This is a genomic window from Bacteroidota bacterium, from assembly GCA_018266755.1.
Lineage (GTDB): Bacteria > Bacteroidota > Ignavibacteria > Palsa-1295 > Palsa-1295 > JAFDZW01.
In genome coordinates this window covers 15,944-41,811 of record JAFDZW010000002.1, presented here as the reverse complement: position 1 = coordinate 41,811, position 25,868 = coordinate 15,944, and the positions used below count along the sequence as shown (strand labels likewise).

The following is a 25,868-nucleotide window of genomic DNA, read 5'->3' as shown; positions in this document are numbered from 1 at the left end:
GTCCCTTTCTCATTGTCGTTGTTAGTGTAGACGCAGTTTGGAAGGACTTGTTTAATAACATCTTGCTGAAAAGGAATTCATCGAATCGGTATGCCCGCACGGTGCGTCGGAACCGCATCGCGCGCGTGCAAGGTTGTGCATGGTACGAATGAAGGCCAGTTCCGCATATTGTCTGCTCGTGAGTTGCTTCCTGCTGGTGGGCGGAGTCGATAGCGTTGCACAACCGATATTCCACGCGGCTGCCAGCGGTAACTGGTCCGACAGCCGCAACTGGGAGCAAGATAACGGCGGCATCTGGCTCAGACCACCCGACGGCGTGTACCCGGGCTCGCCGCAGAGCCGCAATGTCGATGTCGTCATCGACCGCGACGTCCGTATGACCGTCGATTCCGGTCCCGAGATTCACATTCGTTCGTTGATGGTTTCGAGCGGCTTGATCGATATCAAAGGAAAGATGATTATCGGACCAACGAGCAACGATCCGAATAATCATATTCTCATATCACCGTCCGGCGGGACGATCGGATTGAGTGACGATGTGACAGCGGCGCCCGAGCCTGTCGAAACGACACCCGTAATCGAGAATCCTCTTGCACTCGAGCAGAATGTACCCAACCCGGTTTCCTACGTCACCGGGGATTGGACCACCATTCGATATTACGTGGACCGCGATTATCCGCTTGTCCGCCTTGCCTTGTTCGATCAGATGGGGTTCGAGATCAAGCGCATCGTTGACGAGTCTTCGCCGGCAGTCGGCTGGCACAGCGTTCGTATCAATGTGCGCGATCTGCAGTCCGGTTCGTACCCGATCGTTTTGCAAGCCGGGAATCGTGTGCTCCGTCGTTCGCTCACCCGTATCCGATGACACCTGAACAGATCGAGAAAGCCTGGAAGTCGGGCCGCGCAGACGCGGTGTACTTCTTCTATGGTGAGGAAGAATTCTTGCGCGACGAACTCCTGCGTAAGGCCATCGAACTGCTGCAGCCCGATGCGGCGCTTCGCTCGTTCAATTTCGATCAGTTCGATGGCGCAGAAGCGAAGCTCAGGGATATCCTCGCCGCAGCTCGTGCATATCCGGTGATGGCGGATATCCGGCTCGTCATCTGCCGAAATTGCGAGAAGCTTTTCACCGCCCGTAGCGAACAACGCAAGCAGGAAGAGAATGAGATGATCGCAGGATATCTCGAAGATCCCAATCGATCATGCGTACTGATCCTCGACACATCAAAGCCCGGAGCCAAGAACACACATCCGTGGAAAGGACTGCTTGCCAATTCGACGGCCGCCGAGTTCGCACCGATGCGCGAAAGCGGAGCGACGCAGTGGATCGCCGAACGAGCCGAGCGCTACGCGAAGCGACTCGACACACGAGCGGCGCAGATGCTGGTGAGCCTCATCGGCACCGATCTGCGTGCACTTGCCAATGAGCTGGAAAAGCTGGTGACGTATGTCGGCGACAACGATGCCATCACGCAGACTGACGTTGAGGCATGCATCAGTATTTCGCCAACGTACAACGTCTTTAATCTCTCCAAAGCCGTCGGTGTGCGCAATAAGGCACTTGCGACCGAGATCGTCCTTGGCATCATGCAGGCCGACAAGCGCGGGATGTACGGCATCCTCTCGACGCTCGCCCGCTACTTCGAACAGCTAACGGTTGCGAGAGAAATGGCAGGGAAGTCGGGCGATCAGGAGATCGCCAAAGCACTCGACCTCTATGGCGGCGCGGCGTACTACGTGAAAGATTACATCAACGCTGCTCGTGCATTCTCCGGCAAGCAGCTTGACGATGCGATGAAGGCGATCGTTCGAGCCGAGCTTCAGACCCGTCGCGCGCGGGTGGACGAGACGTTGTTGGTCGAGCGTTTAGTGTCGGAGATCATCCCCACCCATTGATCCCAACCGTCGGACCCACCTTTTCCCGACGACAAAACCATCCCAGAGTCCGAAAACGTATATACAATCATGAGAAACCTATTCTTGCCCGTTATAATGGTCGCAGGTCTTGCGGCATTCGTTGGGTGTACCGCGACCACACCTGCATTGCCCGTGGTTGCGTCGCTCGATCTCAAACGCTACCTCGGCACTTGGTATGAGATTGCGAAACTACCGAACCGCTTTGAATCCGGTTTGACGTGCGTCACGGCCAACTACGAACTCAAAGAAAACGGCGACATCAAAGTGACGAACGCCGGATACAAAGTTGACGAACCGAACGTCCGAAAAAGTGCGACCGGCACAGCCTGGGTTGTCGATCCTGCCGAGCCGGCAAAATTGAAGGTGCGTTTCTTCTGGCCGTTCGCGGGGGCATATTGGGTGATAGCCTTGGACCCCGACTACAAGTACGCCATGGTTGGTGAACCGGCCCGCGATTACCTTTGGATCCTCGCCCGCGAGAAGACGCTTCCGAAAGAGACGATCTCCACGCTGCTCTCAAAGGCCCAGTCACTCGGCTTCGATTCGTCGAAGGTGGAGATGATGCCGCAGGACTGCAAGTAGGTTCAGCGGATCAGCATCGCATCGCCGTAGCTGAGGAACCGATACCTCTGTTCGACCGCATGTGCGTATGCGTTGCGGATATTGTCGTAGCCTGCCAGCGCGCTGATCATCATCAGAAGCGTTGACTTCGGCTGGTGGAAGTTGGTCAGTAGAACGTCAACCACTTTGAATTTGTAGGGCGGGTAAATGAAGATGGCCGTGTCGCCTTCGCCTGCCTCGATGAAGTGACGCGGGCGTTCAGCCGACGAGAACGGACTAAGAGTCCGTTCCACTGATGCAACGGTCTCCAGTGTTCTCGCTGCCGTCGTCCCGACGGCTACGATGCGGCCTCCGTTCTTGCGGGGCTCGTTGATGATCGTCGCGGCTTCCTTCGTCACGACGTATCGCTCGCTATGCATGCGGTGGGCCGTGATGTCTTCGGTCTCGACGGGACGGAACGTCCCGAGTCCGACGTGCAGCGTCACTTTGGCTATCTTCACGCCCTTCGCCTCGAGAGCGGATAATATCTCCGGGGTGAAATGCAACCCCGCTGTCGGTGCAGCGACGGCGCCTATCGTGTTCGCATAGACAGTCTGGTAGCGTTCGCGGTCTGACGCATCTGCCTCGCGATGCAAGTAGGGTGGGATCGGCATTTGCCCTGCCGCATCGAGTGCATCTTCGACATTCCCGCTTGCCGATTCGAATCGTACGATGCGCTCACCCTCGGGCAATTCCTCAAGGACTGTGCATGATAGGTCACCCGTGATGACGAATCGCTCGCCGGTTTTCAATTTCTTCGCCGGCGCTGCGAGTACCCGCCATGTGTCGGTCGTATCGGCCTGACGATGCTCAAGGAATATCTCAACCCGTGCGCCCGTCGCCTCACGAACCGCATGCAGGCGTGCCGGGATCACCTTCGTCTCGTTGACGACCAGACAATCGCCTGCATTGATGTAGTCAACGATCGACTTGAAACTTGTATCAATGAGCGAACCACTCTCGCGATCGAGAACCAGCATCCGCGAATCGCTCCGATTCGGCAGCGGATATTTTGCGATCAGATCTTCGGGAAGAACGTAGTCGTAGTCTGACAGATGGAGCATGGCTACTAACTACTGGCTACTTCAACAAGCATGGTTGATCGCTCCTTCGCTTCCGCCGCGAATTTCCAGAGGCGCTCTTCTACTTCGGTGTAGCTCCAGATCTGCATCAGATCGGCGCGGAGCTTCGATGCGCCATAGACGCCTTTGAAGTAGCCGAGATAATATTTGCGGAAGTTCGGGATGCCGCCCTTCTCAGTGCGAAGGTCGATCGAGTGGCGCAAGTGACTCAAGCACAGCTCGATGCGTTCTTCGAGCGACGCAGGCGAGTACGAACCCGTCTTGAAGAATTCCTTCGTCTCGCGGAAGATGAACGGGTTGCTGATCGCGGCGCGGGCGATCATGACGGCGTCGCAGCCCGTCTCGCGGAATGCGCGGTCGGCAGCTTCGGGTGAGTTGACGTCGCCGTTGAGAAACACCGGGATCTTCACACGCTCTTTTATGCGGGGGATCCAACTCCAATCGGCCGCCCCACTATGTCCTTGCGAACGGGTTCGGCAATGGATCGTAAGCGCCGCCGCGCCTGCCTGTTCGAGCATCGGTGCGAGGTCGAGGATATTGATCGTCTCCTGATCCCAACCGAGTCGCGTCTTGACCGTCACCGGAAGCTTCACGGCATCGACGACCGACTTGACCATCTTGATCATGCGCGGCGGATCTTTCAAGAGTCCGGCACCTGCGCCTTTGCCGGCAACATTCTTCACCCAACAACCGCAATTGATGTCGAGGAAGTCGGGGCCAGCGGCTTCGGAGACTTGCGCAGCGTCGCCCATCACATCGGGGTCGCCGCCATAGATCTGTATTGCAAGTGGCCGCTCTTCTTCGAGCATCGTCATCTTCTTCATCTGCTTGGCGATCGCGCGGATGATCGCTTCGCTCGAGATGAATTCGGTATAGACCGCATCGGCGCCCATGCGGCGCGCGATGATGCGGAACGAGACATCCGTCACGTCCTCCATCGGCGCGAGTAGCAGCGGCCGTTCGCCCAGGTCTATGGTTCCGATCCTTGCCATTAGTTATAGTGCGCGACCGATCCGTTATCGCCGTTGAGCACGTGATGTTCGAAGATGGGTCGTGCGGTGCCTTCGATCACCAATTCGTTGTACGCTGCCGCAAGCTTTGCGATGCAATTGCCGCAGAAGTAATTTTCGAAGCCCGCTCGCTTTTCGACGGTCACAACCTCTTCGGCCGCATAGCCCTCGCCACAGAGATGGCAGGCCACGCCTTCCGGGACGCCAGCGTCGCGGTCGCGCTCGCGACGGAGTAAGTTCTTATATCCCCACCAGATAAAGTAGAACGCCCCGACGAGAAGAATGACGGAAAACAGGATCTTCATTGTCTGCCAAACAATCGGTGAGTAGGAGGCATTCCGAACGCCTGTGTTGCCCCAGCAGTGGCACGGACTCTTAGTCCGTGCTCCTTCGGCGGAGCCACCCCGACCCCCGCCCGGGTTGAAACCCCGGTCTATGTTTCATTCGGTCCTTCGGACGAAGCCCGCATTCAGCGTCCGAAGGACCGAATGACACATAGACCACGACTTTAGTCGTGGGCGGGCAGTACCAGGTACTCAAATCCGGAAATTGGGTCTGTAACCCATTACAATCAAACAATATGATTGTGCACACACCACCAACCACCCCAAACGAAAACGTCCGCCGAAGCGGACGTTTTGACACTCTGGGCCGATGGCCGTGTGGTACATATTTCACGATGCAAATATACGGAAATATGTACTAATTGTCAATAGGCAAAGTGCTTATTTTTGAGATTTAATATTGCGGGCACCTTGCCTGCCCCCGAATAGCCGATGGGTCATTAGTTAGACGCTTGGTAACTTACGAAGGCGTCTTGATCAACGGGCAGGTACATTTGCAGCTGCTAGGTATACTGTTCCGATTAATGCGGTCAGTCTATACATTATAATATTATCTTCCTGCAGATCAACCCCTTCTCAGTCTGTAGTACCACAAAACCCTCTTGCGCGGATATACTTTTCACATCAATGGTGTATTCTCCGCCTACTGCCAGATTGACTATATCGTGTGAAAGCAGGGTACCATTGACCGAGTAAAGCAAGATAGTCGTCTTGCCAAGGTCACAGCTCGAGTGAATTTTTATCGAATGTCGATCGCGCGTCAATCGTATCTGATCGTCCTTGGGAGGGCTAACCACAACCGTGTTTATCATTGACGGAGGGAATAGGATTTTGCCGGAGACATAATTCTGATCAGCTTGCATTCCGCCCCCTATGGTGATAAAGTCCCAGTACCCAAATATATTCCCTAGCGTATCGTACGTAAACGGCTTCGTGGCATAACCCGAGGAAGAGTAATGCGCAGCTCCGAAGGGGTTATCAAACTGCATTCCAGCAATTAGTTTGATCGTTCGACTATACTTGTTGAGCACGCCTGAAACAGCAATTCCTGAAGTCTGATGGGCTGCTGTATCCTCCCAGTTGACTTTTCTTGACTCAGAAGTAATAGGGTCTAGGGCACTTCCATAGGACACTTTTGAAGCCTCGAATACTTGTAGGGAATCCGACCCGAGGTACGACCCTATGTCTGCCCGGAATGCGATGGACCACGAGAAATAGCCTTTGGGATTGTTGCCCCCATTGGCGAAATACCAATCTGAGTGAAACACATCGAGCTTGAAAACGCTCAGAAACCTCTCATTGCTTATGGCATCTTGAGTTTTGACTGTTACATTTCCTCCTGCTCCTCGCCCACTATCAGGCAGGTTGCACACTATAAGCGAATCGCTCCAAGAGACGACATCGAGAGTTGTATCCGCTATCAGAACCGAACCTGTCACCGTTCCGAATTGACCCCTGATCTGTAGTAAACTTTTCGCTTCGTCGGCCACTAGTTTAGTAATGGTCGGCTGCTGTGCCACTAGTGGACCTGGGGTGGTCAGGAAAAGCAGAATTATCAGGGCAGGTTTCATAGCAACAAAAATAAGATGCTCTCAGGGAAAATATACACTGGTGATTGATTTCTGACCAACGCACCGGATGACCGGAGGCAATCTACTGGTGAACGAGAGATTGCATCCTGGATGCATTCTAATATAAAGTATTGAAAATAAAATGTTTAATCGCTGGGAGAAAAATCGGAATGTATATACAAGTAACCGAAAAGTCACGTATATTTCTAACCATCCGGATACTCATGATATGAGACGCGACATATTGCAAACGTACCTGCGATATCTGCCACAATAGTTCGGACCACGTTGTAGAAACAAATTGTTCTACTACGATGATCTACACCGCCGACTGCCCTGAGTTTTCCGGGTGGGGGGCTACGACGGTAGGCCAGACCTGGACCGGCCCGTGGGGATATTCGTACGATACATGCTTCCTACAAGGATGTCAGTAACCGTTTCGATCAGATCTGTGGTTTTTCGGTTAGTGCCCGTCTGCCTCTTGCTGCTGTTGCTAACTACGACAGTTCGGCAAGCAGACGGGCAAGTGACGTGGCACATGACGCATTCGGATAGCTGGGTATCGTCGACCGGGCATCTGGATTCGCTGATTTGCTTCACGTCGTTATCGTGCAAAGGAAACAACTGTACTGCCGGAGCGATTATTACGACAGATCCGAATCATGCGGTAAGCAAACGCTTGACTATCTTTCGTAGTAATGACGGAGGAGTCTCGTGGCACGAGCAACCGTTTCAGATACAATATCCGCTCTTCCTCACGAATTCGGGCATCACGAAAATCCAGCAGATCGACTCCTTGCATGCGGTTGGCATTGCCGACGCAGGGTATGTCATCCGGACGACGGACGCTGGCATTACCTGGAGGAAGCTGCCTTTTCCCGTAAACCGGCAGCTTTCGGACATCGACTACTCCGATTCACTGACTGGCATTGTTGTTGGCGTTGGGTTAGACAGTGAAGTGTTCACCACGACCGACGGAGGCAGTACCTGGACGGATCGGACGCAGCCGGGTTACTCCTATCTTTGCTCATGCCGGTCCTTCGGCAACGGTGTCTTTCGATTTTTCCGGATCGGCCACGGTCCGATCTATACAACGAGAAATAACTTTAAGACGGTCGATTCATCGAAGTTGATATTCGATTCGTTGTCGGACCCGAAGAATCACTATGATATCGAGAACTGTACGTATACTTCAGGCGACACAATTCTTGCATACGGGCGCCTTTGGCCGAAGGATACCGTCGACATTGGTGGTGGATACGGGCTGATCATGCGTTCGACCGACGGCGGAGTCACTTGGGAGAAGCCATCGATTTACCCGACCTCGAAGATTAGCTACGTTACGAAGACCACCCCACTCGATCGCGATACGATCTACGCGGACGGATTCAGTAACTTCAACATCCTCTTCAGTACCGATCGCGGTGCGTCGTGGCGTAGTGACACGATCATCGTGGATACCAGCTTCTCACCATCCGCTTGTTGGGGGCTGGCGATGACGGGTGATGGTCATCCGATAGCCAGCTTCAGTTTCGACATCTTCCCACGCGCATCGATACTCTCACGTGGCAGATCCGGCTTGTCGCACGTCGAAGTGGTTGAGAAGATCCGATACTACACTTACTGTTATCCGAATCCGGCTCACAACGTCGTGCATATTTCGTCGATCGACCACTCGAATCGTTACGGTCTGTATGATATCTTCGGGAGGGTGGTCGCACGAGGGGTGCTTTCCGCAGAGGGCACCGCCGACATCGATGTTTCTCACTTACCACCCGGCATGTACGCAGTGGTCCTGGAATACTTCGATCTCCAATTCTGCGCCGGAAAGATTGTCGTGCAGTAGGAACGGACTCCGACCTTCGGCTTTGCCTTCACAATTGTAAGAGCAGATCGCCTTCGTTTGCGCCTACGGTTGTCCCTACCCATATCTATGTCCACATAGATCGTCCTTGCAAGTTGTTGCTAAGTAATCGTTTAGAGTGCCGGTAAAATTATTTTTAAATTTATTGAACAAGTAACCGAATAGTTACGTATGTTTGTAACCGTTCAGTTACTCATGATATGAGACGCGACGTATTTCAAGCCATAGCAGACCCCAAGCGCCGAGCCATTCTGGCGCTGCTGGCGATGCACGCGATGACGATCAACGGGATCGCACAACACTTCCAGGTCAGCCGTCCGGCGATCTCGAAGCATGTGAAGATCCTTTCCGAGTGCGGGTTGGTGGATGTCAAGCAGCAAGGGCGCGAGCGCTTCTGCGAGGCAAAGCTTGCCAAGCTCGGGGAAGTGTCCGATTGGGTCGAGCAGTACCGGAAGTTCTGGGAAGAAAAGCTCGATGCGTTGGAAGAGTATTTACAAGAACTACAATCAAAGGAGAAACACGATGCCGCAAACAATGACATCAACGGTTGAAACGCGTGACTGCGAGGTCGTGATCTCGCGCATGATCAACGCACCGAGAGAACTCGTATTCGAGGCATTCACCAAGCCGGAGCATCTGGCGCGCTGGTTCGGTCCGCGCATCTTCGCGACCGACTGCTCGAGCAATGCGCACGTCGCCGGGAAGTACCGCTTCTCGATGTACGGACAAGGTAACATCCCCGAGGAGTTCAGAGGCCCGTTCACGATGAAAGGCGAGTACCTCGAGATCGATCCGCCTTCGAAGATCGTCTATACGACCGATCTCTCGGAGCATCCGCAGTCGTGGAAGGATATGCTCGCGGGCATGATCGAAGACGGCAAGAACACGAACTACCTCGACTCGGTCGTGACGGTGACGTTCGACGACGTCGCCGGCAAGACGAAGCTGACGATCACGACGAACTTCGAATCGAACGCGGTGCGCGACGGCTACGTGAAGCTGCAAATGTCGGAAGGCTGGAGCGAGAGCCTCGAACGCCTCGAAGAGTTGGTCACCGACGAAGGGATCGATCGCGAGATCGTTATCATCCGCGTGCTCAACGCCCCGCGCGAGCTGGTGTACGAAGCCTGGACCGATCCGAAGCACCTCGAAAAGTGGTGGGGACCGAACGCGTTTACCACCACCACGGAAACATTCGATTTCCGTGAAGGCGGGAGTTGGCACCATGTGATGCACGGACCCGATGGGAAGGATTATCCGAACTGGTCGATGTTCGATACCATCATTCCGAACGAGTTGATATCGTACGATCACGGCGGCGGCGATCCGGAAGGGGTATACGATGCGCAATTCCATGCGACGGTCACCTTCGAGTCGATGGGAAACAAGACTCGCGTGATGATGCGCAGCGTGTTCCCGAGCCTGAAGTTGCGCGATCATGTCGTCGAGAAATACGGCGCGATCGAAGGCGGCAAGCAGCACCTTGCGAACCTCGAAGAATACGTGCTCACTCACTTAACAAAATAATCACATGGCAACGACAGCACAAGCAACCGATCTGGTTATCGAGCGCATCTTTGACGCGCCGCGCGCACTTGTCTGGCGCGCCTGGACCGATGCGAAGCACTTCCAGCAATGGTTTGGCCCGAAAGTCTTCACGGTCCCAAACTGCACGATCGACTTCCGCGAGGGAGGGAAGTATCTCTTCGCATTCATGGACCCGGAGGGAAAGAAGATTTGGGTCACGGGGACGTATGAAACGATCCGCCCGATGGAGTTCGTGGAGTACACCGATTGCTTCGCCGATGAGCAGGGAAATATGGTAGGCCCCGCTCACTATGGGTTTGGCGATGCGATGCCGACGATCATGCGGGTCAGCCTCACGTTCGAAGATCTCGGCGCGAAGACGAAGATGACTTTGCGTCACGGTGAATTCCAGTCGGCTGAGATGGTCGAGATGACCAAAGCAAGCTGGAACGAGTCGTTCGAGAAACTTGATGTTAGTCTTCGATAGACTCCCCAACATCGAGCCAAAGCCATGTGCAGAAATATCAAAACACTCTTTAACTTCGATCCCCCGGCAACCGATCAAGAGATCCACGACGCAGCGCTGCAATTCGTGCGCAAGCTCAGCGGCTTTACGAAGCCGTCGCTTGCAAACGCGGCAGCGTTCGATGCGGCAGTCGAGGAGACGGCACAGGTTGCACGGAAACTGATCGATTCATTGACAACTACATCTGCGCCGCGAGACCGTTTGGTCGTTGCTGCCCGAGCGAAAGCCAAGGCGATGCAGCGGTTCGGATAAGACTTCACTGACAACAATGGAAACAACAACTGTCCATCCGATGCACGTGATGACGTTGCCATCGGATACGACGATCCACGTCGTGCGCGAGTTCAATGCACCGCGAGAACTCGTGTTTCGCGCGATGACTGATGCACAGATGATCCCGAAGTGGTGGGGTCCGCGTATGCTGCGCACCGTTGTCGAGACGCTCGAACCGTATGTCGGCGGCAAATGGCGCTTCTTGCAGTATGACCCGGAAGGCAAAGAGTATGCCTTTCGCGGAGAGTTTCTCGCGATCGATCCTCCGTCGTCGCTGCAGATGACGTTCGAGTTCGAACCGATGGCAGGGCACATCATCGTGCAGGATGTGAGTTTCGAAGACATCGGTGGCAGAACACGGATGACATCGGTATCCACATACCAATCTCGAGCAGACCGCGACGGCATGATCGAACACGGCATGGAGTGGGGCATGCGCGAAGGCTACGAACGCCTCGACGACCTGCTTGCTGCAGAACACAACTGATCTTCTACTCAATCATTCATCGTATTACGTACCATTATGGAAGTATCACCGAAAACATTCACAATCACTCGCACACTAAATGCGCCGCGACAGTTGGTGTGGGACGTTTGGACACAGCCGGATCATTTGATGAAGTGGTTCGCGCCGAAAGGATTCATCATGCCGAAATGCGATATGGACTTTCGTGTCGGCGGCACATTTCATTACTGCCAGGAATCGCCGAGCGGCGAGCAGATGTGGGGCAAGTGGATCTTCCGCGAGATCGTGAAGCCGGAAAAGATCGATCTGCTGCACTCGTTCTCCGACGCAGAAGGTGGAATCACCCACCACCCGATGGCTCCTACGTGGCCGTTGCAGATGACGTCGGTCACAACACTGGTGGATAATGCAGGTAAGACCGATCTTACGATCGCATGGTCGCCGTACAACGCATCCGACGAAGAGATCACCACGTTCAATTCGTCTTTTGACAGCATGAACGGCGGCTGGAACGGCACGTTCGAGTATCTCGAAGCATATCTCTCAGAACTAACCAAGTAAGCCCCATGCACAAACTTCAGACATTCGTTTGGTACGTCGACCAGGCTGAGGACGCGGCGAAGCTCTATCTCGCCGCATTCAAGAACTCCAAGATGCTCAGCACGATGCCGGGGCCCGGCAAGCCGATGGGCGTGACGATCGACATCGCCGGTACCGAGATCATCACGTTCAACGGAGGCCCGCATCAGCCGTTGACGCCGGCGATCTCGTTCTTCGTGACGCTCGGCAACGAGGCCGAGGTGGATCATGCGTGGAAGGTGCTCACCGACGGTGGCGTTGAACTCATGCCGCTTGACAAGTATCCGTTCAGCGAGAAGTTCGGCTGGGTGCAGGACAAGTTCGGGCAGTCGTGGCAGCTCTTTCTTTCGCCGGGGAGCACGATGTCGGTCTCGCCGTTCCTGCTCTTTGTCGGCCCGCAGCATGCCCGAGCAAAAGAGGCGCTTGAGCACTACACGTCGATCTTCAAGGGCTCGACAATCGATAACATCACGTACTTCGGCGCCGGCGAGATGGGGCAGGAAGGCACCGTGAAGCACGGTGCTTGCACGATATTGGGCACGAAGCTCATGGTCATGGATAGCAACGCACCGCATGCGTTCAACTTCAACGAATCACAGTCGCTCTTTGTCAACTGCACCACGCAAGACGAAGTAGACTATTATTGGAGCAAGCTCGGCGATGGCGGTACGTACAGCCGTTGCGGTTGGCTTGCCGACAAGTTCGGTGTCTGGTGGCAGATCATCCCCACGGCGCTCGGCAAGGCGCTCTCGAATCCGGATCGGGCAAAGGCAGGACGTGCAATGCAGGCGATGCTGAAGATGGATAGGATCATCATTGCTGACATCGAAGCAGCGCTCGTATAATTTCATTCAATCGCAATTCAATCATCTATTATGGCAATCATCAATCCGTACCTGAACTTTCAGGGCAATACTGAAGAGGCATTCAATTTCTACAAGTCCGTCTTTGGCGGCGATTTCCGCATGCTCATGCGTTTCGGCGAGGTGCCGGGAATGGACAATACGCCGGAGAACGTGAAGAATATGCTCATGCACGTTTCGTTGCCTGTTGGCGACACGACGCTGATGGGTACCGATGCGGTCGAGGGCATGGGCGACAAGCTGCAGGTTGGCAACAACATCCATCTCTCGTTCCATTCGGATAGCCGCGAACAGGCCGACAACGTCTTTAACAAACTCGCCGCCGGCGGCAACGTTCGTCTCGCGATGGGCGACCAATTCTGGGGCGACTACTATGGACAAGTCGTCGACAAGTTCGGCGTGAGCTGGATGATCTCGCACACACCTGTGAAGAAGTAATTAGTAATTAGTAGTCAGTAGCCAGTAGTCAGTAGTCAGGTAGAATCTTCTATTTGACGATAACATCCTGGCTACTGGCTACTGACTACTATCCAACCACCCAATACCAGAAGCAACATGATAGACAAGTGGAAATCCTATACGCCGCAGTTTCTTGCGCTCTTGCGCATCGTTGCGGCCATTGTGTTCATTCAGTCGGGGACATTGAAGCTCTTTAGCTGGCCGATCGGTATGCCGCCGGGAAATACGCTCGTCCCGTTCTCACAGGTCTGGTTTGCCGGTGTGCTCGAAGCGTTCGGCGGGGCGATGATACTCGTCGGTTTCTGTGTGCGGCCGGTCGCATTCATACTCTCGGGCGAAATGGCTATCGCCTATTTCCAGGCACATGCACCGAAGGCCTTCTGGACCGTGGAGAACGGCGGTGGCTCGGCAGTGCTGTTCTGTTTTATCTGGCTCTATTTTTCCGCAGCAGGGGCGGGTGTGTGGAGTCTTGACTCGTTTCGAAAGAAACAATAGTCCTTTCTGGTCATTATTTGCCTTAACGTGGTCTGTAACTGTGGTGTGTAGTCGACGGCGAGAGCGGTCGGTCGGCCGTAACTCATGTGCTTGTAGCAGTTAGCGTTATTCAGGTAAATAGATTGGGCTCCAAAGTAAATCGGACGGTATTTGTCTGCATTGTGACATAGGTCATAAAGAATTATAAGGGAGACCGAGTAATTTTGTATCACGATCACGAGATCGTGATGTGTTGCGCAGCGGGATTGGGCTAACAAACCGCCAGCGCACAGCAGCCGGACGAAGAGATGTCGTACGGTGGTCATGATCCGGATGGTCGGGGGAAATACATCCACGCAGTCGTTGTCGGAATGAATATCGGTACTTCGTCAGCGGCTGCACATTACCACCTAATGATATGATCACAATTCCAATCACATCGGAGCGAACCCTTAGAGAAATTGTATCGGAGAACTTTGCCAGCGCGTCGGTGCTGGAGAAGTACGGTCTCGATTTCTGCTGTAACGGCGGCGCGACACTCACCGAAGCATGCAGCCGCAAAGGGCTTGATGTTGCGACGATTGCATCCGAGCTTGCGACGGTTGAAGCCGACGAAGCCTCGCCTAGGCACATTCAGTGGGAGCTGCCGTTCCTCATTGATTACATCGTCAACAATCACCACGCATACGTTCGGGCACAGATCCCGCTGATCGGTCTTCATCTTAGTAAGGTCGAACGCGCACACGGCGAACGCCATCCGGAGGTCTACGAAGCGGCGGAGATTTTCCGAAGCGAGAGCGAGGCGTTCGAGGATCACATGGCCAAAGAAGAGCAGATCCTGTTCCCGTTCATGAAAGTGCTCTATCGTGCGCATCGTGACGGTGGCCAGCTCCAGAGTCCGTCGTTTGGCAGCGTTGCCGGCCCGATCGGTATGATGCTCGACGAGCATGAACAGACCGGCGATGCGATGGCCCGGATCCGCGGACTGCTTGCAGACTACACTCCTCCGGCCGATGCCTGCACGACCATGCGCCTGCTCTACAAAGAACTCGATGCATTTGAACGCGACCTACACAAGCATGTCTTTCTCGAAAATGCGATCTTGTTTCCCAAGGCGATTCGCCTTGAAGAAGAAGCTGCGCAAGCACCACGCATGCAATCGTAAGCATCCATCACACCGGATCGCCGAGCGATCATCGACTACCGAACCACCGAAACTATCAGTATCATGACCACGAAACCAATCGACTCAAAACGACTTACACTCGTAGGCAGTCTTGCTATCATTGTTGTCGGCGTTGCCGCGTTCTTCTTTGGGAAGACGGAAGGCTCCGCCAAATACAAACACATGAGCGCATTCGCCTGGGACAAGGATGAATGGGCAAAGCGTACCAAAGGGATTCGTACGAGTTACAATCCCGATCACGACCTCAATACCGAAACCCTGACGCTCGTGCCGGGTGACCCGCGCTGGCTCGATTTCGTGTTCTGGTGCTTCAACAACAAAGTCGCCGAACATCAGGTCGAAGCCTACGGCGGCACCGATTGGGACGGCCCCAAAGGCGGCGTGATTTTCCATTGGGCTCCGGGCTCGCGATGGGAAACGCACACGCTTGCAAGCTTCGGGTTCACAATCGGCCACACCATCGGTGAGCATCAATGGAAGGATACCCAATTTCCGGAGTTCTTCGAAAAGTATGGCGGTACGTACGGGATCAACGTGAAGGACCGACTCGCAGAGATCGATACGGCATCGCCCAACGGCTGGGTCGACTTCCTCGATTACTGCGGCGGACCGAACAGCCCGTACTACCGCTACCTCTTCCATCAGGAATCTGTTGTCGATCCCGTCCATAACAAGATCTATCTGATCGGCGGACAGGGCGTGGAGTTCGAGTATAGCTTCGAACGATATTACCACGAGTTGCGTGAAGTCCTTACCGATGCGCGTGCGTATCAGTTCTTCCAGATGTACGATCTGTACGGTCCCGGCTTCGCATCGATGACCGGTTGGGCGAAGAACAAGCTCAATGCCACCGAACATGGGCTCTCGTTTACCGACGACACCAGCAAGTGGATGACCAAACCGGGCGTTGCGTGGGCGACGAAGTACAACCCAAACCCGCAGCTTCCGACTGTTCCGGCGCACATGCGCGAACATGATGCAGCGGTTGCAGGGCAAACTGTCTACCGTCAGCAATGCACGCCATGTCACGGCGTCAATGGCGACGGCAAAGGCTTCCTTGCGGCTGGCTTCGAAGTACCTCCGCGCGATTTCCGTCTCGGCCTCTACAAATTCCGCTCGACCGTCGGCGGCGCATTCCCGACAATGGGAGACCTCGAGCACATCATTCGCGTCGGTGTCAATGGCGGCACGATGCCTGCATGGGGCGAATTCCTGACGCCGGAGCAGATTCACAATGTTGCAGTGTACCTCGTGACCTTCTCCGAACGATTCCTCGACGCATGGAACGCGAGGAAAGAGCCGGAGGTGTTGAAGATCCCACCGGTACCGAGCAATCTCGCGTCGATGGTCGAACAAGGGAAACAGGTATTCGCGCAAATGCAGTGTGCAAAGTGCCACGGAGAATCGGGCGCAGGCAACGGCCCATCGTCGGTTGGTTTGAAAGATACTTGGGAGCAGCCGATCAGGACTGCGGATCTCACGTACAAATGGCAGTTCAAGAACGGCCACCGACCCGAGGATATCTACCGCACCTTCAACGCCGGACTCAACGGGACACCAATGCCGTCGTTCAAGGATATTTTCAAGTCGGATGACGAACGCTGGGCGCTCGTCGCGTATGTGCTTTCGCTCTCACCGAGCGAACGGCCCGTACTGCACTTGAAAGATTTCAGAACCAAGTTCGCATCGTCCGTCGATTCGAACGGTATCGTCAGGAGGTAAGTATGTTCAGCAAATCATATATCAGGGTTGGTATTCTCATGGCAGGCACGGCGCTGCTCGTGATCGCAAGTCTGTTCGTTCGCAGTTCGTTTTCCGGAGGCAAGAATAATCAAAAGATGATGACGGTCGGCGGGAAAGAGAACCCGTGCCAGTGTACGCAACGCATCGAACGATAATAAATGATATAGTAGAAAACAAAACGCGCCCCGGCAATTCGCTTGGGGCGCGTTTTCTTTCGTATGAGGGTACGATCAGTTGGGCTCGCCGAGGAATTTCGCGAGCGTCTTCTCGAGGTTCTCGCCACGCATCGAATCTTCCATGGCGACGATCGTGCCGTCGGGTCCGACAAGAATCGGCCGTGGAATACCGGCTACTTCGAATTCTTTCGCCAGATCGGCATTGAAGATGCCGGGAATGAACGCATGCAGCCACGGCATCTTCCACTTCTTGGCGCGAAACGGAGCGATTTGTCCTTCGGCGGCATCCATCGAAATAGAGAGGATCTCGAAGCCCTTTCGTCCGCGGAATTTCTCGTATGCTTTGTGGATTGCCGGCATCTCGCGCACACACGGCCCGCACCACGTTGCCCAGAAGTCGATCATATAATAATGTCCGAGCATCGACTTGTCGCTGACTTTCGATGCCTCGCCGAGCAACGCAAGTTCGAACGGAGGAACATGCTTGCCGAGTTGCACCGCCGCGTCGGGATTGAACTTCGTGATTTCGTATTTGATATCGTCGATATCTTTATACTCGGTCTTGAGTGTTGTATAGAGTGTTCGCGCTTCGTCCGTCCGCTTTGCGGTATAGGCCGTCTCAAGACGATTTGCAAGCGCGACCGCGCGGACCGAACGTTCGGGGTTCGACTCCAAGCCAGTACGATAGGCTGCTCCCTGATTCGGCTCGACGAGCGACGTGAGTTCTATCACTTCATGCGGGGCGAGCGACCACATCGGCGAGTTTGCCGGCACGGCAGCAAGGATCGTCGCTGCATCGTCCTTTGAAAGCGGCAGGTCGGGGTTGTACTGGCTTGCCAACACGACGGCCGCATACTGCGCCAACGTTGTGTTACCGCTGGCCTGCGCACCGGAGAGGGCAGTACGGATGTAGCCGAGCATTGCCTGATATTTCTCGCCGGAGATCGAGCGCTGACCATTCGTTTCGACGATCATCTCCTCGCTCATTTGCTCGACTGTCGAATAGAGCGCATACGCTTTCATCAAAAACTCGTCGTTAAACTGAATCCGTGGCAGACGCATCGACGATGCATACTGCATCTTCGCCGGATCGTAGGTAATCGTGACCTTCTCGCCTTTCTTCGTGCGAAGTACAGAACGGTAATCGCCGCCGCCGTCATAGGTGTAGTAATCGGCCTGCGACCCATTGACGCTATGATTGCCGGCGACGCTCAGGAGCTGATAGGCAAGCGTATCGGCCGTAGCGATGTGGTCGCCCACAAACGTATAGATGCCGTTCGGGTCTTGCACCGGCGCGAGCGTATCGGTACCGGCGAATTCGAACTTGTTCCAGTCGCCGATGATCCGCACATGCTCGGGCATCGGATCGTAATTGTTCGCTTTGAGCATCACGTCGAGCGTGATCTCTTTTTTCGGTTCGGTGACGATCAGGGGAATGCTTGCCTCGGTATGGCTGACGGCGCTCACCCGGAGTTCATAGATACCCGGAGCAGGTACGGTCATCGTGAACGCGCCTTTTGCGTTGCACTCGACGCTCGAGCTCTTCGTCGCATTTTCATGCATCTTCCCGAGATGCGCATGTGCAAGGATCGGCGCGGAGCCGTCAGCACAATGCACCATGCCATGGACTGTAATCTGTGCCGATGCCGCTGACGCAGCGACGAACACGACGAGGAGAGCGAGGAATATCTTCATGTTTCTTGAGTTGGTAAACAACGACCGCTGGAATACTAAACGGTAGAATTTGATCAGCACTGGCAACAATACGAAGACAGGTCACATTCCGTTTCTAGTTGATAATGCAAGAACACGAGAGGCTGAGTTTTTGCATGGCGGCGGCAAAAAAGTGCATATATTTGTTCATCAGGCCCTGTGTCTTAGCAGACCGTACCATTATCACGTAGCAATTCAGACTATGAAACATGAAACAACAGTCCCCCCCCCCCCCCCCCCCCCATTCACGGATGTGAATGAAATTCAGGCCACAGTACGATATATGCTGACCTCATACCGGCTCGACAAAAACGATTTTCTCGAGATTGCCATCGGTGAGGCTGTCTCGTCGGTTCTGCTTCATGTACCGATCGACGACCCATTTATCGTCGCTCGGATATACACCGCAGCGAAGCGCAAGCTGATCGACGAGATCCGCCGCCGCAAGCGGCTCGTACCGTTCTCCCAGATTGATACGCACGACCAGAATAGTGCGATACGAATCCCGAACCCCGAACATTTGACGCTTGAACGGTTGGCGATCGAGCAATTGATCGAACGGCTGTCTCCGAAACAAGCGGAAGCGGTTCGGTTACACTATCTGGAAGGGCACACTGTCTCGGAAGTAGGACGGATTCTGAACATTTCAAGCGATGCAGCCAAAGCCCGCATCACAGCCGCCTTGCGTACACTTCGGGCTCTTGCGCTGCACGATGAACGAATTATTCATAAGAATTCATAATCATCAACCTACCCGATTCTGCCGGTTCAATCGTATATAAAGTAACGCCCATGTAATGTCCGGACATGAGGGGGCCTATCATTGCCTAATCTCTGCGTTGAATGCAGACGATATTGGTTTGTAAAGAATACGAATGGATGATGTTGCTCTATGAAAACTAAGCTGTATTTCACATTAGTTGTGGTGCTTGCTCTTGTTGCCCTGCATCGCACAAGCTTTGGCCAGTCCAATGTGTGTGGCACAAATACCGGCGACTTTGGCGAGACGACTCTGACGACCGATTACTGTTGGATTTGGAATTGTATACTTGGGACTTACTCTGTCCCGAACCCCCCGCCGACACCGGGTATTTATCTCGGGATCACTACCTGTTCCAAGCAGGCAGTCCCGTGTACGCTTCGCCCGAACGGGACCATCTGTCCGGTGCCCTCCAACTCATATCACTACTTCAGTTTGCGGAACAATACCGGATGTCTTGCAGATTGCGGTCCATACGGACATGCACCGGCAGTCGTTCAGGTTGATCTTGAGGTACAAATTGCACAAAACGGACCATTTGGTGGGAATGTGGTTGTGTGTAACGTGATGAAGAATTTCGGCGTCTCACCATGGAATAATGACAGTTGGGGTATCAAGGCGTGGAATTTTGCGCTTAGTAGGTGGGATACTACATTCTACGGAGTGTGCAATGGCCGTGGGGGTGGCAGCGACTATTGTAGCTACGATGCGTCCGGAAATCTTATTTGTAGGTTCAGGCTCATCGCACTGCCGACTTGCACGACGTGTTCGACCCCAACGTACTGGGAAATACCACCGCTCGCCCATCTAACTTGGGAAATGGATGGCATTCAGGCTGTGAATTCCGCTACGGTGTACTATATCTGGGACTCGAACGGTGATCCGGATTGGAACGGGAAGGAACCGGGGGGACTTATTCCAACACCGTTCAAGACTGTGTCGGCGACATTTAATAATCCAACCATTACAACCAACATGGTTGGTGGCATGGACTATTCAACGACGCCGCCTACTGCGACGTGCGGCGGGCCATGCCAATAAGCTACTGCTAAGCCCTGTGCGGGAACCATATCCGCACAGGGCTGATGTTTAACTCTTGATTGACGATCTTGCGCGCATGAATTGGAGTTGCAGGTTCCTAATAGGCGCCACATTGTTATTGCTGAATCTGGCGCTTCTTCCTTCCGTGTCGTCGGCCCAAGCCGCTAATGGGCGCTGGTCTGTTGTTCGGGTCCCCGGCGACAGCTTATGGCCTGTTCAAATGTTTTTTATTGACAGCTCTCGCGGCTTCTTAGTATGTAGACGCTATACTGTTCCTGAGGAGAAGTATGGATCAGATTTGCACCCGATGCACTTCTTTACTGCAGACGGTGGTCGGACTTGGTCGCCTTTGAAGTTCCCGGCTCCCCTTAGACCTGTATATTACGGTGATCCGTGTATACTGAATTGGAGTGGTGATGCTCTGTACTGTAGACTATATGACACGACAGGAGGTCGAGCGATATCAGCAGCACTGCTGTTTCGCTCCGACGATCTTGGGTTGCACTGGATTAAGCCTCTAAGCGCGTTCAATCCGTTCGCATGTCTTCCCCATAACTATATTGTTGGCCTCAATGACAAGATCAATGGCCAACTTCTCGGTTCTACCGACGGAGGGCTTACTACACATGCACTTAATACGCCGAGCGAGTTCTATACGTACCAAATAGACGGGCACAGCTATACACTCAACCCGACTTTAGTGCCTTCGTATGTGTACATCGATAGTGTGCACTGGTTCGCATTCGTTACAGATCTGGCAGATACGCTCCATCTCCAGTCACCGAAGGGGATTACAACATTCGTAAGTTCAGACGGCGGTCGCAAGTGGTTTCCTTACTTTTCTGACCTGCCCGATTCCCTGGTATCTCATTTAGCGTGGTTCTCGAGTACGGCAGACTGGGGGAACACAACGGAAACGCCTGAAAGAACAGAGTGCGATATGATTGCCGGTACAGGATTTGCATTTAGAGCGACCAGCGCTGAAGTATCGTTACAGGGATTAACGTCACCGTCAGGTATACGCGCTCTCATGACATTTACCTATACTCCTGATTACGGAAAGAGTTGGCATTTCAATTGTTCCTTCCCGTACCGTGCTCGCGGATTTGCTGCTGCAGATACGAATGATATCTGGATGACCGTGCTTCGTCAGCCAAACGAATACTACACGTGGGCGAACACGAGGATCTATACGACGAATTACGACGCATATTGGATCGTGCATTCGACCGATCGCGGTCAGACGTGGAGTATAGACTCGACCACTTTGTGGGATTCCGATCTCGGGGAGTCTGACGGAGCGATCATTAGTTCGAGTGACCGCAACCACGTGTGGATTGCAGCAGAGCGAGGAGCGCATACATATATTTTCCGCTATGAAGGCGAACAACCACACTCGGGGGTAGAAGAGTACGTCCCGTTGAACTATCCGAAGTTCGTCAATGTGTTTCCGAACCCTGCGACAGAACATACGCAGATTGCCCTGGCGCGTAATTGCCCGATTACGACGCTACGGTTGGTTGACATCATGGGCCGCGAACAGTCGGTGCCGATCAAACGTCTGACGGAGTACAGCGTGGACGTCGATGTATCGAAACTCCCGAGCGGTATCTACCTCGCCGGCATCACCACTCCGTACGGACCGTACACGAACATGGTGGTGGTTGAGAGGTAGGGAGTAATCCCTCGCCGTAGAAAAAACTACCTCGCCTTTCGGCTCCTCGGGTGCTTCAGGAAGTGTGGGCGTGACTCTGAGGAATCCGGTTTCGGTTTGCTTGTCATGTGCCAGTAGTTGCAGTACGGGCATTCATAGCTTGAAAGTGATTGCGTGTTGCGTCGGACCTGTGCAAGCGCGGCAATGGCGGCATTGGCTTCCGCTTGTGATGCATATTTCTTCTTCTTGGAAGCTCTGCAGAGATCGTCCGTCATGGATGGCTCCGATTGATGAACAGGCCCTGCCCGGTACTTACGAGCCGCGTTCGCGGAAGATCACGCTCGAGAACCAGAAGCGGAAGGCGATCAGGAGCTTGTGGGGCGTGCTCACGGAGATGCGGTGGCGGAAGACGTTATACTCGGCCAGTTCGATCTTACGGAGCAAGCGGAAGTAGATCGCATCCATGATCTGCGCCGCGAAGAGCGTGAAGCGTTCGCCTTTGCCGAGCTTTGCGCGGGCGGCGGCGTAGTACTCGCGTGCTCGCGCAACCTCGAAGTTCATCAGGTTGATGAAGTTCAGATTGTAGTTGCCGCTGAGGATGTCCTGCTCGGTGACACCGAAGCGGCGCATGTCCTCGGCCGGGATGTAGATGCGGCCCATCGAGGCGTCCTTCTTGATGTCGCGCAGGATGTTCGTCAGTTGCAGCGCGATGCCGAGGTCGATCGCATACTCTTTCGTGCGTTCGAACTTATAGCCGAAGATCTCGATCGTGATAAGCCCGACGATACTTGCGACCGCATAACAATAGTCCTTCAATTCGTCGAAGCTCTCGTAACGATTGCGCACGAGATCCATCTCGACTCCGTCGATGAGCGTCAGGAAGTATTGCTTCGGGATCTTGAAGCGGGAAATAACTTTGTAGAGATTGCGAAGGATCGGGTGCTTCGAGCTTCCGTCGTAACATTTTTCGACCTCTGCGCGCCACCAGTCGAGTCGAATACGCTTCTTCTCGAGCGCGACCTCCTTCTTGATGTTAATGCCGGGCAGGTCGAGCGCGATGTCCTCGTCGACGAGGTCGTCAGTGTATCGGCAAAACTCATAGACCGACTGCATCGCCAGCCGCTGATCTTTCGGCAAGAGCGAGAACGAGTAGAAGAAATTACTCTTTCCGCCCGTCGCCGGGGGCGGAAGAGGCTCTTCCGTAAAGATCGATTCTGCGCTATGGATGGGTCGTTCGTCCAGCATTATGCCGCTCGTGTCAACAAAGACTGCAAAAGTACCGATATTTGTTCCCGCCTCGTGAGCGTAGGTCGTGTTAAATATGTGTTGCCGTCCAACCGGCGGATATTTGCCACCATTCGACGGGCCGAGTGTACGACTGCCCGGAGCTCGAGGCCGAGCCTCCCCCCGACGATTTCAGCCAGCGGTGCTCCGCGGTCGATCAACGATTCTACGCGGTCTGCCTCAAAGAGTGACAGCAGGGCCAGACGGTTTTTGTCCGGTTCTGCCGACGGTTCGATCTCGAAGAGATCCCAATCCTCTTTTGGGAAGTAGTACCGCCCGTTTGCCAGATCTTCCTTAATATCCTGAATAAAATTCAGCAGTTGCAGCCCGGTGCAAATTTCGTTCGAGAGCTGAATGAGCCTGGGCTCGTGGTGCCCGAAGAGTGCCAGCACCAACTCGCCGACAGGGTCGGCAGATCGGGCGGTGTACCAGCGCAGGTCGTCGAACGTCTCGAATCGGACATTGCCCCGAGCGTCGAACTCGAATGCCTCAAGCAGCCGAAGCAGCGGAGCAGTATCGAGTCGGCACTCCGTGATGGTATTACGAAGGGCAAGAAAGATCGGATGTTCGCTGTCTCGCTGCGGGTTCAACAGGCGGTCGCGCCAATCGGCCAGGAGTCGAAGGCGCTCCTCGCGAGGCCGTTCGGGGAGGTCGGCGAAATCGTCGGCCATGCGCATACAGGCATAGAGCGCGAAAAAGTGATGCCGCAGCCGCTTCGGGACGAGCACCGAGCCGACGGGAAAATTCTCGTAATGCGCAGCCATCCGCCGGCATTCGGCATAGGCTTCGGTGAGTATGGGTACGGTATCCGTCATCCGTGCGCTTATAACAATACATTAGAAGGGAATACGCCCGGACTTGTGCTGCGGATATCGCAAAGCTCCGGAATCCGGCAGGGTGAATTTCCCCATTGTACCCGAAAAACTCCGTATTTTTGTCTTCTGGGTATCAGAGCACCAGGTGTTTCATTATTTAATAATCGAGGATTGAGATGACTACTTCTATTGTAAAGAAACTTTCATATTTGTTATCGTTATTGGTCGTCGTCGGCCTGATGAGCTGCGGCGGTAAGAAGGGCGGCGATGAGGACGACGCAGGCGATAAGGGCGGCGAAGCCCCGGCTGCAGCAGCCGCGAAGACGGTCGACATGGCAAATGGTGCTACCATCTCCGGTACCGTGAAGCTCGATGGTGCAGCTCCAGCCAACAAGCCGATCGCAATGGATGCCGATCCGGTCTGTAAGGCTGCTCACTCCGCTCCGGTCATGGAAGACCACTGGATCGTCGGTGACGGCGGTGTGGTTGCAAATGCGTTCGTGTACGTGAAGGACGGCCTCGGTGGCGCTTCGTACGCAGCAGTGAACAATGCTCCGGTTGTGCTCAACCAGCAGGGCTGTCAGTACCAGCCGCACATTTTCGGTATGGTCGCCGGTCAGCACCTGATCATCAAGAACGACGACAAGACCTTGCACAATGTGCATGCACATGGCGAGAAGAACGAGCAGTTCAACGAAGGCCAGCCGGGCGGCTCGCCGGATAAGGACAAAGTGCTCGACAAGCCGGAAGTCATGGTTCCGATCAAGTGCGACGTGCACGGTTGGATGAATTGCTACGCCGGTGTCCTGAACCACCCGTTCTTCGCTGTGACGGGTAAAGACGGCAAGTACGAGATCAAGGGCGTTCCGGCCGGCGATCTCACGGTTACCTGCTGGCACGAGACGCTCGACGGCAAGGGTATGAGCGTCGATCAGAAGGTCACGGTCGCTGCAAAGGACAGCAAGACGGTGGACTTCTCGCTGAAGGCACAGTAAGCATCGTTTCCGGGTTTCGGAAGCCGGTGTCGGTGTCTTGGCGCCGGCTTCCCATTTGTGTTTCGTGTAATCTCATTCCATCTCATTGCTGATGAATTCAGGTATCACGCGGGGGCTCCGTCGCCTTTTTGGCGCGGCGCTTCTCACCGTTCCCACCGTACTCCTCGCACAGGACGTCAAACCCCGGTATCCTAACCATCACTGGTATTCGTGGTGGATGAACATCCTGCCCGACACGGCCAGCACCTATGCGCCGGATGTCGACGGTATGTTCAACCTCATCCTCTGGATCACGCTCATCGTCTTCGTGCTTGTCGAAGGATGTCTCGTGTATTTCCTCTGGAAGTATCGCCACAAGCCGGGACGAAAGGCCGTCTATTATCATGGCAACAACAAGCTCGAGATCACCTGGACGACTATTCCGGCCTTGATTCTCGTCTTCCTTGCCGTATTTAGCAATAAGATCTGGTCGGAGATCAAGAGCCCCGATCGTTTCCCGAAGAATGCTCCGGTCATCCGTATCATGCCGCGTCAGTTCGAGTGGGATATTACCTACCCGGGCCCGGACGGCAAGTTCGATACGCCGGACGATATCAATACGATCAATAATCTCTACCTCGCAGCGAACGAACCGGTCCAGATCAAGCTGCAAGGTCAGGATGTGATCCACAGCTTTTTCGTCCCGGAATTCCGTATCAAGCAAGATGCGGTTCCGGGCATGCCGACCGCCGTGTGGTTCAACCCGACGCATACGGGCGAGTACGATATCGCCTGCGCCGAACTCTGCGGCCTCGGCCACTATCGCATGAAGGGCTTCGTGCACATCGTCAGCCACGATTCGCTTTCGCGTTGGATGGCCTCGCAGGCTCCGCCGCCGCCGGCACCGGCCGCAGTGGCACCTGCTGCAGACACCGCTAAGAAGGCTGAGACCAAATAACTAAGTGTA

At 54.4% G+C, this 25,868-nt stretch carries 28 protein-coding genes and 1 pseudogene; 22 read left to right on the top strand and 7 right to left on the bottom strand.

The window, feature by feature from the left end; translation table 11 throughout:
- The first annotated feature begins 148 nt into the window (after positions 1–148).
- The 3 genes from JSS75_02725 to JSS75_02715 all read left to right on the top strand — a co-directional run bounded on the left by JSS75_02725 (position 149) and on the right by JSS75_02715 (position 2,499).
- Complete coding sequence (locus JSS75_02725; GenBank protein MBS1902596.1) at positions 149–865, top strand: hypothetical protein; 717 nt, start codon at positions 149–151, stop codon at positions 863–865.
- Positions 862–1,896, top strand: a complete 1,035-nt coding sequence (gene holA, locus JSS75_02720) for a DNA polymerase III subunit delta (protein MBS1902595.1) — start codon at positions 862–864, stop codon at positions 1,894–1,896. Before JSS75_02725 ends, holA begins: the two co-directional genes overlap by 4 nt.
- A 69-nt stretch (positions 1,897–1,965) precedes the next feature.
- On the top strand, positions 1,966–2,499 hold the full coding sequence (locus JSS75_02715; GenBank protein MBS1902594.1) for a lipocalin family protein: 534 nt from the start codon (positions 1,966–1,968) through the stop codon (positions 2,497–2,499).
- Positions 2,500–2,501: 2 nt separating this feature from the next.
- Here JSS75_02715 and queA read toward each other — a convergent pair whose 3' ends face one another.
- The 4 genes from queA to JSS75_02695 form a co-directional block, all read right to left on the bottom strand.
- Entirely contained in the window at positions 2,502–3,581 is a 1,080-nt protein-coding gene (queA, locus tag JSS75_02710; GenBank protein MBS1902593.1) for a tRNA preQ1(34) S-adenosylmethionine ribosyltransferase-isomerase QueA, read from the bottom strand.
- Between the two features lie 5 nt (positions 3,582–3,586).
- Entirely contained in the window at positions 3,587–4,591 is a 1,005-nt protein-coding gene (dusB, locus tag JSS75_02705) for a tRNA dihydrouridine synthase DusB (GenBank protein ID MBS1902592.1), read from the bottom strand.
- Entirely contained in the window at positions 4,591–4,914 is a 324-nt protein-coding gene (locus JSS75_02700; protein ID MBS1902591.1) for a hypothetical protein, read from the bottom strand. The genes dusB and JSS75_02700 overlap by 1 nt, the downstream gene beginning before the upstream one ends.
- A 581-nt stretch (positions 4,915–5,495) precedes the next feature.
- A complete protein-coding gene (locus JSS75_02695) occupies positions 5,496–6,524 on the bottom strand; it encodes a hypothetical protein (GenBank protein ID MBS1902590.1) in 1,029 nt (342 codons plus the stop codon).
- A 538-nt stretch (positions 6,525–7,062) separates the two neighbouring features.
- Between JSS75_02695 and JSS75_02690 the strand changes: the two genes are divergently transcribed.
- The 14 genes and pseudogenes from JSS75_02690 (at position 7,063) to JSS75_02625 (ending at position 16,639) form a co-directional block, all read left to right on the top strand.
- On the top strand, positions 7,063–8,370 hold the full coding sequence (locus JSS75_02690) for a T9SS type A sorting domain-containing protein (protein ID MBS1902589.1): 1,308 nt from the start codon (positions 7,063–7,065) through the stop codon (positions 8,368–8,370).
- A gap of 218 nt (positions 8,371–8,588) precedes the next feature.
- Positions 8,589–8,939: a winged helix-turn-helix transcriptional regulator gene (locus JSS75_02685; GenBank protein MBS1902588.1), complete on the top strand. Its 351-nt coding sequence runs from the start codon at positions 8,589–8,591 to the stop codon at positions 8,937–8,939.
- A pseudogene (locus tag JSS75_02680) lies at positions 8,863–9,045 on the top strand (SRPBCC domain-containing protein). Before JSS75_02685 ends, JSS75_02680 begins: the two are co-directional and overlap by 77 nt.
- Before the next feature lie 348 nt (positions 9,046–9,393).
- Entirely contained in the window at positions 9,394–9,915 is a 522-nt protein-coding gene (locus tag JSS75_02675; GenBank protein ID MBS1902587.1) for an SRPBCC family protein, read from the top strand.
- 4 nt (positions 9,916–9,919) lie between these two features.
- Positions 9,920–10,402 (top strand): SRPBCC domain-containing protein, encoded by a 483-nt coding sequence (locus JSS75_02670; protein ID MBS1902586.1) that lies wholly within the window; start codon positions 9,920–9,922, stop codon positions 10,400–10,402.
- A gap of 24 nt (positions 10,403–10,426) precedes the next feature.
- Positions 10,427–10,693: a DUF2277 domain-containing protein gene (locus JSS75_02665; GenBank protein ID MBS1902585.1), complete on the top strand. Its 267-nt coding sequence runs from the start codon at positions 10,427–10,429 to the stop codon at positions 10,691–10,693.
- Positions 10,694–10,733: 40 nt separating this feature from the next.
- On the top strand, positions 10,734–11,201 hold the full coding sequence (locus JSS75_02660; GenBank protein MBS1902584.1) for an SRPBCC family protein: 468 nt from the start codon (positions 10,734–10,736) through the stop codon (positions 11,199–11,201).
- A 36-nt stretch (positions 11,202–11,237) separates the two neighbouring features.
- Complete coding sequence (locus tag JSS75_02655) at positions 11,238–11,741, top strand: SRPBCC domain-containing protein (GenBank protein MBS1902583.1); 504 nt, start codon at positions 11,238–11,240, stop codon at positions 11,739–11,741.
- 5 nt (positions 11,742–11,746) lie between these two features.
- Entirely contained in the window at positions 11,747–12,604 is an 858-nt protein-coding gene (locus JSS75_02650; GenBank protein MBS1902582.1) for a VOC family protein, read from the top strand.
- 30 nt (positions 12,605–12,634) lie between these two features.
- Entirely contained in the window at positions 12,635–13,060 is a 426-nt protein-coding gene (locus JSS75_02645) for a VOC family protein (protein MBS1902581.1), read from the top strand.
- 117 nt (positions 13,061–13,177) lie between these two features.
- Entirely contained in the window at positions 13,178–13,576 is a 399-nt protein-coding gene (locus JSS75_02640) for a DoxX family protein (GenBank protein MBS1902580.1), read from the top strand.
- 397 nt (positions 13,577–13,973) lie between these two features.
- The gene (gene ric, locus JSS75_02635) at positions 13,974–14,720 is read left to right on the top strand and encodes an iron-sulfur cluster repair di-iron protein (GenBank protein ID MBS1902579.1); all 747 of its coding nucleotides are present in this window, start codon (positions 13,974–13,976) and stop codon (positions 14,718–14,720) included.
- A 63-nt stretch (positions 14,721–14,783) separates the two neighbouring features.
- Positions 14,784–16,463 (top strand): c-type cytochrome, encoded by a 1,680-nt coding sequence (locus tag JSS75_02630; protein ID MBS1902578.1) that lies wholly within the window; start codon positions 14,784–14,786, stop codon positions 16,461–16,463.
- A 2-nt stretch (positions 16,464–16,465) separates the two neighbouring features.
- Positions 16,466–16,639, top strand: a complete 174-nt coding sequence (locus JSS75_02625) for a hypothetical protein (protein MBS1902577.1) — start codon at positions 16,466–16,468, stop codon at positions 16,637–16,639.
- Positions 16,640–16,714: 75 nt separating this feature from the next.
- On the opposite strand, the gene JSS75_02620 is transcribed toward JSS75_02625, so the two are convergent.
- On the bottom strand, positions 16,715–18,355 hold the full coding sequence (locus JSS75_02620; protein MBS1902576.1) for a redoxin domain-containing protein: 1,641 nt from the start codon (positions 18,353–18,355) through the stop codon (positions 16,715–16,717).
- A gap of 301 nt (positions 18,356–18,656) precedes the next feature.
- Here JSS75_02620 and JSS75_02615 point away from each other — a divergent pair, with 301 nt between their 5' ends.
- The 3 genes from JSS75_02615 (at position 18,657) to JSS75_02605 (ending at position 21,849) form a co-directional block, all read left to right on the top strand.
- A complete protein-coding gene (locus JSS75_02615) occupies positions 18,657–19,115 on the top strand; it encodes an RNA polymerase sigma factor (GenBank protein ID MBS1902575.1) in 459 nt (152 codons plus the stop codon).
- Positions 19,116–19,265: 150 nt separating this feature from the next.
- Positions 19,266–20,174, top strand: a complete 909-nt coding sequence (locus JSS75_02610) for a hypothetical protein (protein MBS1902574.1) — start codon at positions 19,266–19,268, stop codon at positions 20,172–20,174.
- Positions 20,175–21,204: 1,030 nt separating this feature from the next.
- Positions 21,205–21,849, top strand: a complete 645-nt coding sequence (locus tag JSS75_02605; protein MBS1902573.1) for a T9SS type A sorting domain-containing protein — start codon at positions 21,205–21,207, stop codon at positions 21,847–21,849.
- 291 nt (positions 21,850–22,140) lie between these two features.
- On the opposite strand, the gene hpnD is transcribed toward JSS75_02605, so the two are convergent.
- Together hpnD and JSS75_02595 are read right to left on the bottom strand one after the other, a co-directional pair.
- Positions 22,141–23,073 (bottom strand): presqualene diphosphate synthase HpnD, encoded by a 933-nt coding sequence (hpnD, locus tag JSS75_02600; protein ID MBS1902572.1) that lies wholly within the window; start codon positions 23,071–23,073, stop codon positions 22,141–22,143.
- The gene (locus JSS75_02595) at positions 23,073–23,927 is read right to left on the bottom strand and encodes a squalene/phytoene synthase family protein (GenBank protein ID MBS1902571.1); all 855 of its coding nucleotides are present in this window, start codon (positions 23,925–23,927) and stop codon (positions 23,073–23,075) included. Before JSS75_02595 ends, hpnD begins: the two co-directional genes overlap by 1 nt.
- A 176-nt stretch (positions 23,928–24,103) precedes the next feature.
- Between JSS75_02595 and JSS75_02590 the strand changes: the two genes are divergently transcribed.
- Both JSS75_02590 and coxB read left to right on the top strand, forming a co-directional pair.
- The gene (locus JSS75_02590; protein ID MBS1902570.1) at positions 24,104–24,922 is read left to right on the top strand and encodes a TonB-dependent receptor; all 819 of its coding nucleotides are present in this window, start codon (positions 24,104–24,106) and stop codon (positions 24,920–24,922) included.
- 91 nt (positions 24,923–25,013) lie between these two features.
- On the top strand, positions 25,014–25,859 hold the full coding sequence (gene coxB, locus JSS75_02585; GenBank protein ID MBS1902569.1) for a cytochrome c oxidase subunit II: 846 nt from the start codon (positions 25,014–25,016) through the stop codon (positions 25,857–25,859).
- Positions 25,860–25,868 lie beyond the last annotated feature (9 nt).

Excerpts from the sequence above, each read along its gene's own strand:
- JSS75_02610 (MBS1902574.1), top strand. The coding sequence starts at position 19,266 with ATGAAAACTAAGCTGTATTTCACATTAGTTGTGGTGCTTGCTCTTGTT.
- JSS75_02700 (MBS1902591.1), bottom strand. The coding sequence starts at position 4,914 with ATGAAGATCCTGTTTTCCGTCATTCTTCTCGTCGGGGCGTTCTACTTT.
- JSS75_02690 (MBS1902589.1), top strand. The coding sequence starts at position 7,063 with ATGACGCATTCGGATAGCTGGGTATCGTCGACCGGGCATCTGGATTCG.
- JSS75_02605 (MBS1902573.1), top strand. The coding sequence starts at position 21,205 with ATGACATTTACCTATACTCCTGATTACGGAAAGAGTTGGCATTTCAAT.
- JSS75_02640 (MBS1902580.1), top strand. The coding sequence starts at position 13,178 with ATGATAGACAAGTGGAAATCCTATACGCCGCAGTTTCTTGCGCTCTTG.
- JSS75_02645 (MBS1902581.1), top strand. The coding sequence starts at position 12,635 with ATGGCAATCATCAATCCGTACCTGAACTTTCAGGGCAATACTGAAGAG.
- JSS75_02625 (MBS1902577.1), top strand. The coding sequence starts at position 16,466 with ATGTTCAGCAAATCATATATCAGGGTTGGTATTCTCATGGCAGGCACG.
- JSS75_02620 (MBS1902576.1), bottom strand. The coding sequence starts at position 18,355 with ATGAAGATATTCCTCGCTCTCCTCGTCGTGTTCGTCGCTGCGTCAGCG.
- holA (MBS1902595.1), top strand. The coding sequence starts at position 862 with ATGACACCTGAACAGATCGAGAAAGCCTGGAAGTCGGGCCGCGCAGAC.
- JSS75_02670 (MBS1902586.1), top strand. The coding sequence starts at position 9,920 with ATGGCAACGACAGCACAAGCAACCGATCTGGTTATCGAGCGCATCTTT.
- JSS75_02655 (MBS1902583.1), top strand. The coding sequence starts at position 11,238 with ATGGAAGTATCACCGAAAACATTCACAATCACTCGCACACTAAATGCG.
- coxB (MBS1902569.1), top strand. The coding sequence starts at position 25,014 with ATGAATTCAGGTATCACGCGGGGGCTCCGTCGCCTTTTTGGCGCGGCG.
- JSS75_02685 (MBS1902588.1), top strand. The coding sequence starts at position 8,589 with ATGAGACGCGACGTATTTCAAGCCATAGCAGACCCCAAGCGCCGAGCC.
- JSS75_02665 (MBS1902585.1), top strand. The coding sequence starts at position 10,427 with ATGTGCAGAAATATCAAAACACTCTTTAACTTCGATCCCCCGGCAACC.
- dusB (MBS1902592.1), bottom strand. The coding sequence starts at position 4,591 with ATGGCAAGGATCGGAACCATAGACCTGGGCGAACGGCCGCTGCTACTC.
- queA (MBS1902593.1), bottom strand. The coding sequence starts at position 3,581 with ATGCTCCATCTGTCAGACTACGACTACGTTCTTCCCGAAGATCTGATC.
- JSS75_02715 (MBS1902594.1), top strand. The coding sequence starts at position 1,966 with ATGAGAAACCTATTCTTGCCCGTTATAATGGTCGCAGGTCTTGCGGCA.
- JSS75_02725 (MBS1902596.1), top strand. The coding sequence starts at position 149 with ATGAAGGCCAGTTCCGCATATTGTCTGCTCGTGAGTTGCTTCCTGCTG.
- JSS75_02590 (MBS1902570.1), top strand. The coding sequence starts at position 24,104 with ATGACTACTTCTATTGTAAAGAAACTTTCATATTTGTTATCGTTATTG.
- hpnD (MBS1902572.1), bottom strand. The coding sequence starts at position 23,073 with ATGCTGGACGAACGACCCATCCATAGCGCAGAATCGATCTTTACGGAA.
- JSS75_02615 (MBS1902575.1), top strand. The coding sequence starts at position 18,657 with ATGCTGACCTCATACCGGCTCGACAAAAACGATTTTCTCGAGATTGCC.
- JSS75_02695 (MBS1902590.1), bottom strand. The coding sequence starts at position 6,524 with ATGAAACCTGCCCTGATAATTCTGCTTTTCCTGACCACCCCAGGTCCA.
- ric (MBS1902579.1), top strand. The coding sequence starts at position 13,974 with ATGATCACAATTCCAATCACATCGGAGCGAACCCTTAGAGAAATTGTA.
- JSS75_02595 (MBS1902571.1), bottom strand. The coding sequence starts at position 23,927 with ATGACGGATACCGTACCCATACTCACCGAAGCCTATGCCGAATGCCGG.
- JSS75_02675 (MBS1902587.1), top strand. The coding sequence starts at position 9,394 with ATGTCGGAAGGCTGGAGCGAGAGCCTCGAACGCCTCGAAGAGTTGGTC.
- JSS75_02660 (MBS1902584.1), top strand. The coding sequence starts at position 10,734 with ATGCACGTGATGACGTTGCCATCGGATACGACGATCCACGTCGTGCGC.
- JSS75_02630 (MBS1902578.1), top strand. The coding sequence starts at position 14,784 with ATGACCACGAAACCAATCGACTCAAAACGACTTACACTCGTAGGCAGT.
- JSS75_02650 (MBS1902582.1), top strand. The coding sequence starts at position 11,747 with ATGCACAAACTTCAGACATTCGTTTGGTACGTCGACCAGGCTGAGGAC.